The organism is Pseudocitrobacter vendiensis, assembly GCF_943590815.1.
Classification (GTDB): Bacteria; Pseudomonadota; Gammaproteobacteria; order Enterobacterales; family Enterobacteriaceae; genus Pseudocitrobacter; species Pseudocitrobacter vendiensis.
This window is the reverse complement of sequence record NZ_CALSBS010000013.1, coordinates 124735-131569: the sequence shown is the minus strand read 5'-3', so window position 1 is coordinate 131569 and position 6835 is coordinate 124735. Positions and strand designations below refer to the sequence as shown.

The following is a 6835-nucleotide window of genomic DNA, read 5'->3' as shown; positions in this document are numbered from 1 at the left end:
GGCACAACAGAGAGTTCTGGCAACATCGCTGACCCGTTCACCCCGATGAAGCATTAGCATGGCCGTGAGTCTGCGGGCATGATTTTTATCACGCGTTTTATGAATAGCTTTCTGCATCAGGCGTCGTTCGCCACGGGGTATTGGTACTATGATCGGCATCGCTCAGCCCGGTTGGTGATTTTGGTTGGTTTGGCGATTGATCAGATCGCACAATCCGGGCTGAGTTCCCTTTCAGTGATCTACTATTCCGCGCAGCTATTTAGTGGACAAGCGATTGGCTATAAAGACAATCCAGCATTTAATGGACTACTTAAATAATTATCTCAACGAGTATCCGGGATCGCTAGAAATTCTCAACAATTCCTACAAGCATATCCATGACGAAGATGGTGTTTCGTACATAAAAGAAAATTACGCAAATTATCGCATTGGCTGCATTTTTTATTCCAAGCACCAATCAATCATGGGGAGGGCTGAGATGCTGGAGCTAAAATATTCCAAGGTAGTTGAACGTGAGTACGAGAAAATTGGAATTGACATAAGAAAGGAAGATGCTCAGTTCTCTAAATATAGTCTTGTCAGCCTGAACGAGAATATTCAGATATTCAACGACAAGGATAGTCAGACAATACGCGATGAACGCATAGGGCGACACTTCTGGATAAAAGTTCCGAGGAAGCTGCTTACCTCTATCGAGGAACTCATTGAAAAAGGAATGCTGTCCGAAATAGCATTCAGGATTGATTACGTCTCCGATTATGTCCCTGCAATGGAGGAGATGGAGTTTGGCGCTCCGTTGCGATTGAAAATATCTTCCCTTCCTAGATTGTCAAAGTTCTACTCCACCGATAAATATGAGAACAATCTATGGATTCACCATGACGCAGAGAAGCTAAGTTTGACTTTTGAAGAATTGATGGAGGACTTTGAGGTGGCAGGCGACGACGTCGTAACGCAAGTCATCCATCTTGAATACAGTTCAAAAGGCGATGATTTTTTTATAACTCACTTGGATCACGAATTTATCGTATATACGTTGGATAGCTATCAAGAAAGATTGAGCAATGCCAACATCAAGGGGCATAGAAAAATAAAGACATTCAAAATAGATAACTCAATGATCCCGTTTGATATAAATATTAGCGGGGATCTTTTTCTGTTTCAGGTTCTCGATTCGTATTTAAAAAATGATGACTTGATTCGTGAATATTTTGAAAAAATTAACTGACTTTATAGTTTGAGATATTTAATTAAAACAGCGATCGGCATAGAACATGGCGCTGCTGCCCGCGATAATCATGTGATTGGGCGCTCGCGCCCACTAGCCCCAGCGCATCCTTGAGCCGCAGGCCAGTTCCTTATCGGCCTATGGCGATTCCACACTAGCATGGAGCCTCGATAGAGCAAGAGATCCGTTGCCACATGCTCGTGCTGTGGTTTGGGTGTACGGTTGGACAGATGCTGCTGTCAGGACTTCTCGCCAGGCTGCCGCTGCTCGATCTGCAACCGCGCCCGTTCGGTCGCCTGCTGCAACCGCTCCCCCAGCACCGCACGCGGCGGCAGGGTCGTCAGGTATTCGGCTACGTGGATGCCCGACTTGTCCAGCTCCAGCAACTCGATCTGCTCTGACTTCTTGCCGGTACAAAGAATGATGCCCAGCGGCGAGGCTTCCTCCGGTTCGCGTTCGTGCTTGTCGAGCCAACGCAAATAAAGCTCCATCTGCCCCTTGTATGCTGCCTTGAACTCGCCGATCTTCAACTCCACCGCCACCAGCCGCCGCAGCTTGCGGTTATAGAACAGCAGGTCCAGGTGGAAATCCTCGTCGTCGATCTGGATGCGTTTCTGCCGGGCTAGGAAAGAGAAGCCCGCGCCCAACTCCAGCAAAAAAGACTCCATTTCGCGGATGATCGCGGCTTCCAGGTCGCCTTCCTGCCAGGTATCGCGCAGGCCCAGGAAGTCGAGGATGTACGGGTCGCGCATGACCAGCGCCGGCGACATGCGCTGCGCATCGCGCATCGCCGCCAGCTCTTGCGTGATCGTCTCGTCCGGCTTCTTGGACAGCGCCGTGCGCTCGTATAGCATCGAGTCGATGCGCTCGCGTAGCGTCCGCACGCTCCAGCGTTCGGCGCTGGCCATTTGCACGTAGTAGTCCCGCTGGAGCGGGTCTTTTAGCGGCAGCAGCGCCACGAAATGCGACCAGCTCAATTGTCGTGACAGCGTCACGACAATTGGCTCGTCCGAGAAGGTGGCGGCGAACTGCACCATCCGGCGCAGGTTCTTGTCCGCGAAGCTACGTCCGTAGTCGCGGACAAGCTGCGCCGCCAGGGTCGGCAGGATTTCGTCGCCGTACCCGGCCCGCTGCCCGGCAAGCACTTCCGTATGGATGCGCTGGCCAATGCGCCAGAACAGCAATGTCAGCTCGGCATTGACCGCCGAGGCGACGCGCTGGCGCGACGCTTCGATCAGTGCCCGGATGTCGCCCAGCAGCGCGGGCGGCGCTGCTGGCGCTGAGACGGATGCCTTGCGCCGGGTCATGCGGCCACCTCCTTGGCTCCCTGCATCCCGGTGATCGTCTTACGCCGATTCGCCACCAGTTCGGCCGCCTCTCGCACCGGCTTATCCTCGGTGTGGACGTAGCGCATGAACATGACGACGGTCTTGTGCGCCGTTAGCGCCATGCCGACCTTGACCGGGATGCCCGAATTGGCAATGTCGGTCGCCGAACGGTGGCGGATGCCGTGCGTGCCCACGTGCGTAGCGCCAGCCGCCTTGAGCGCACGGCTCCAGCCACCGTAATACTCGCCCGTGGTTAGATGCTTGCCAGCGTGGCTAGGAGAAGGCAGCACATAGCGGCTACCCTCCTGCCGGGGTGCCGTCGAGAGTAGCCGATAGGCTTCCTCGCTCATGGGCTTAGACATGCCGCCTGTCTTGCTGTCAGGCCAGACGACGCGCCGGTTCTGCAAGTCAACCCAGTTCCATTCCAGCGCGATGATTTCCGAGCGGCGGCCGGCGAACTCGAACTGCAGGCGGATTCCCAAAGGGATGACGTAGTTCTCCAGCCCCTCCGACTCGATCTTGTCGAGCTGTCGGAACAGGTTGCCCATTTCTTCGTCGCTGATGAGGTGAGTCGATTTGCCGGCAGGGAACATCGGGACGTGACGGCAAGGGTTGGTACCGTCGGGCCGATAGCCCCATACCTCGGCCATGTTGAACATCTTGCGCAAGACGCTGAATACCTTGTTCGCCTCGGTCTGCTTGTACGAAAGCTTTTCCATCAGTCCGGCGATTTCAGGACGCTTCACGTCCTGAACTTTCTTGCGTCCCAGCAGCGGAATAATGTTGCGATTGATGACAGCCTGATAGCCGGCTTGGGTGCTGAGCTTGTTGCGCTTCTTGGAGTAGTCCTCCATGAACTTCGTGCATAGCTCCTTGATCGTAGGTGCCTGGCGCGCCTCCGCCTTCTCTGCGGCGGGATCTCCGCCTCGGCGGACTTGGGCCAGCCATTCCTGCGCCAGCGACCGCGCCTGTTCGACGGTCAGCTCCCCGTACAGTCCTAGCGAGGGCTTGCGGCGCTCGCCAGCGTTCGTCCGGTACTGGAGCATGAACACCTTGCGACCCGCCGGGGTAATCTTGCACAGGAAGCCGGGGACCAGCGTGTCCCGGAGTTCGACGGCCTCTGCCTGGGGTTGCGCCGCATCGACAGCGGACTTAGTGAGTTTGATCTTAGCCATGATGACTCCTTGGAAAGACCTGGATTCCAAGGGCCGGATAGGAGTCAGGCGGTCGGAAGTCAGGTCAGGTTTCGGAAAGCACCGGCATATGTTGAACTCGCTTAAGTCATTGATAAACCTGCTGTATCGGGCTGTAGCGTAGTCCAGCGAATTTCGGTGCTGGAGTCATGGTGAAATAAAAAAGCCTCCCGTTTAGGCGCCTCTTAAGGATGGGTTTTCGTGGCTAAAGATGAAAAGCAACACGCTTCCCGGTTAGGAGAGTTGCCCAAATCCACTATGCCGGGTGAATGATGTGTTGATCCATGCTGACGGGTAGGTGTATGGGCAGATCCGCAGAGAGCGGCAGGCCAGTTTCATTTGCGGTTTTAGTGATGGGACATCAGGTTATCCACAAAAACGGTGCATAAACCTGTGACCGGAATCTGGATAAGATGGGATAATCATCATCGCGGTGCCATTACCTTGAAAGGGTGACCCGGTACCGGGTCACCCTGCCTCGCTTTTACTTCAGTTCCTCGATATTCAGCATAAATTCTGACGTTCCGCTGACGCCGGAAATCGATGGGAAAATCGGGAAGCTGCGGCTGTCACCCAGACCCAGATCCAGCTGAACGTTTTTGCTCTCCCCTGGTGCTGCGGAAACCCCATTCACCGTAACGCCGAAGGCCGCATCCTTACGTACCGTCAGTATCGCGTCCTGTTTCCCTGTTGCGATAGAACCGTCCTTCTTGCGCAGCTGGCTGGCATACAGTACAGCCAGCGGCGTGTTGTCGGACGTTTTCAGGGCGGTACTGACGGAGATGGTCTTAAGGTTCTCCAGACGTACCAGGTTGTTCGGCAGGTAGTTAAATTCGACGGCGCTTTCTTTAACGTTGTTCATCTCGTCTTTGGCATACACGGTCAACGTGTAGGTTTCACCGTCATTAAGTGACGGGAAGATCTTCGGGTAATTCGGTGTATAGAGATCATTTCCGAGATTTACCCAGGACAACTCAACAGCATCAGATACCGGTCCACCTCGAAGCGTCATGCGAGTTAACGAGGGTTTGGTCAGAGTATCTGCGAGCTGAATTCGGACGTTTTCCAAGCCGAACACTGTCACGTTGCTGGTGATAGGTTTGTTTTCGTAGTTGATACTGATGGACGGCGGCGAGTTATCGACCGTCACGGTTTTGTAGGCTAAGCTTCCCGTGTTGCTGAAAGAATCCTGGGCGTTGAGCTGCACGTTATAGCTGCCCTCCGGGATCTGTTTCAGGTTGAAGTCGTAAGTATAATTCCCGGTTGCTGTGTTACGCCCCGTTTGTTTTCCTGTCACGTTGATATCCGCGTTATTGCGGGATTTGTCAGACAACCACACCCGGCTCAGTTTAACGGCATCGAAATACCATCCGTCTCCTGGCTCGTTGACGAATACCTGAAGAATGTTGGTCGCATCATTGTAGTTGTAGCCAGTAACTGTGGGCCCCTTTGTATGCCAGGCGATGTTTTCCCAGAGCGGCATGAAGAAGGTGGACTCGGTTGTCGAACGCACTTCATAGGCAGTATGTATATAGCCGGTGGTACCGTTTGTAATCGCCTGTGTCAGGTCGACAGTACACGACGTTGACCCGGCAGGGATCTTGCAGGTGGCACTGCCGGTAATTGCTTGTTCGTAGGGGCGTGCTTGCACAGTGAAACGGATCTTGGTTAGGTTCACCGGCATATCTGAAGCCAGAAAATTTTTCCAGTCGACGCTATTGAACCAAGTGCCGTCAGACTTCTGTCGCTCAATCGCAGGACTCCCCCACGCAGGACTTTTTACCGCCGCCGGGTCCCAGTTCAGCCAGGAGGCGTACTGAGTCAGACCGCCACCGGCCCATTGGTACCTGTTCACAGGGCGATAGTAGTTTCCATCCAGAGTACCCTGTGGGAGCTTCACTTCTACGTACACATAGGTCGTGTCTTCTGAAATAACCTTAGAGCCGCCATAATTGTTAAGAATGGTGATGCCGCCGTTACGGTATGGCTGCCAGTTAGTTCGGGGAATACGAATGACCATCCGGTACGGGTTTTCGAGTACAGAGAGCCCCCGCACAAACGGTACGTACCCTGAAGAGATCCCTGGAACCACACTCGTACTGACTCGTGAGTCATGGACCGCAAAGGGCGTATATTCACCTATCTGGTCATCAAATAAAAAGCGCTGCGGAGGAATATTCAGCGTGTTTCCGGCCTTATCAGTGATGATAAAATTGAAGGTGAATTCTTCATTGAGATCGCTGGTGGGCATGCCAGGTTGAGTGACCGCTTCCTTTATCCAGGGGTAAAAGGCACGTTTTGCCGCCGTGTCGTAGCTGAGTGTATTATCGGAAACGACTGTTCCATTGCTGCGCTTGATGACCAACCGGATCTTGTCTATGCCATACGCATCATCAACGCCGTCAGCAAAGATGGAAAACTGGCCAGAACCTCCGCGACCGAGCTCCCAAAGTGGTCCACTCAGGACCATGTCATAGCCTGCGTTCTGGCTTGGGTATATGCTGGTGTACTTCGGCGCTGTAGTATCGATGGTGAAACGATACGTTGTGGAACTTACGACGGCTTGCTGGAGATCTAGCGTGTCATTGATTACCGTGAAAGACCCTTCACCAAGTGCAGGTAACCCCATGTCCTTTCCGTAATACTCTGTGCCGTCGGCAGCAACAATGCGGTCTGCAACACTTATCTTGGCCGTTAGTCCCGAATACATAACCTTTTTATCACTGTCCCTGGTTACAGTCACACGTTCGTACCGGTCTAGACCGGAAATTAAGTTTAGGGTCAGGGCGCCAGCCGGATTGAGATAGCTCTGCGTTGCAGGCTTAAGCGTCATTGCCAGCTGATTGGTGTCGGTATAGGAATAACTGAAAATCTGAGCCGCCGCCGGATAAGTTGAAGAGATGGCCGTGGCAATGATACAGCCTGTCAGTATTTTACGCATGTGATGCTCCCGGGATGTATTTGTCCCTATTTTACAAAATCATTTCTTCTGACCTTGCTGGTTATCAGAGGTATTTCATAGCTTTAAACTTTTGAAAATGTCCGTTATAACAACTTTGGCGAGGTAAAAATTGGCAACGGATTGA

4 protein-coding genes and 1 pseudogene are annotated in these 6835 nt (G+C 53.1%); 1 reads left to right on the top strand and 4 read right to left on the bottom strand.

Annotated elements, in window-relative coordinates; genetic code table 11:
• Positions 1-159 (bottom strand): annotated as a pseudogene (locus tag NMC31_RS14965) (IS630 family transposase); the annotation flags it as partial.
• 103 nt (positions 160-262) lie between these two features.
• Here NMC31_RS14965 and NMC31_RS14960 point away from each other — a divergent pair.
• Positions 263-1228 (top strand): hypothetical protein, encoded by a 966-nt coding sequence (locus NMC31_RS14960; RefSeq protein ID WP_052958985.1) that lies wholly within the window; start codon positions 263-265, stop codon positions 1226-1228.
• Positions 1229-1467: 239 nt separating this feature from the next.
• Here NMC31_RS14960 and NMC31_RS14955 read toward each other — a convergent pair whose 3' ends face one another.
• From NMC31_RS14955 to NMC31_RS14945, 3 genes are all read right to left on the bottom strand, one after another.
• On the bottom strand, positions 1468-2535 hold the full coding sequence (locus NMC31_RS14955) for a PDDEXK nuclease domain-containing protein (RefSeq protein WP_004883035.1): 1068 nt from the start codon (positions 2533-2535) through the stop codon (positions 1468-1470).
• Positions 2532-3731: a tyrosine-type recombinase/integrase gene (locus NMC31_RS14950; protein WP_022652142.1), complete on the bottom strand. Its 1200-nt coding sequence runs from the start codon at positions 3729-3731 to the stop codon at positions 2532-2534. Before NMC31_RS14950 ends, NMC31_RS14955 begins: the two co-directional genes overlap by 4 nt.
• A 502-nt stretch (positions 3732-4233) precedes the next feature.
• Entirely contained in the window at positions 4234-6690 is a 2457-nt protein-coding gene (locus NMC31_RS14945) for an Ig-like domain-containing protein (protein WP_022652143.1), read from the bottom strand.
• Positions 6691-6835 lie beyond the last annotated feature (145 nt).

Coding starts and splice junctions, on each gene's coding strand:
- NMC31_RS14945 (WP_022652143.1), bottom strand. CDS start 6,690: ATGCGTAAAATACTGACAGGCTGTATCATTGCCACGGCCATCTCTTCA.
- NMC31_RS14955 (WP_004883035.1), bottom strand. CDS start 2,535: ATGACCCGGCGCAAGGCATCCGTCTCAGCGCCAGCAGCGCCGCCCGCG.
- NMC31_RS14950 (WP_022652142.1), bottom strand. CDS start 3,731: ATGGCTAAGATCAAACTCACTAAGTCCGCTGTCGATGCGGCGCAACCC.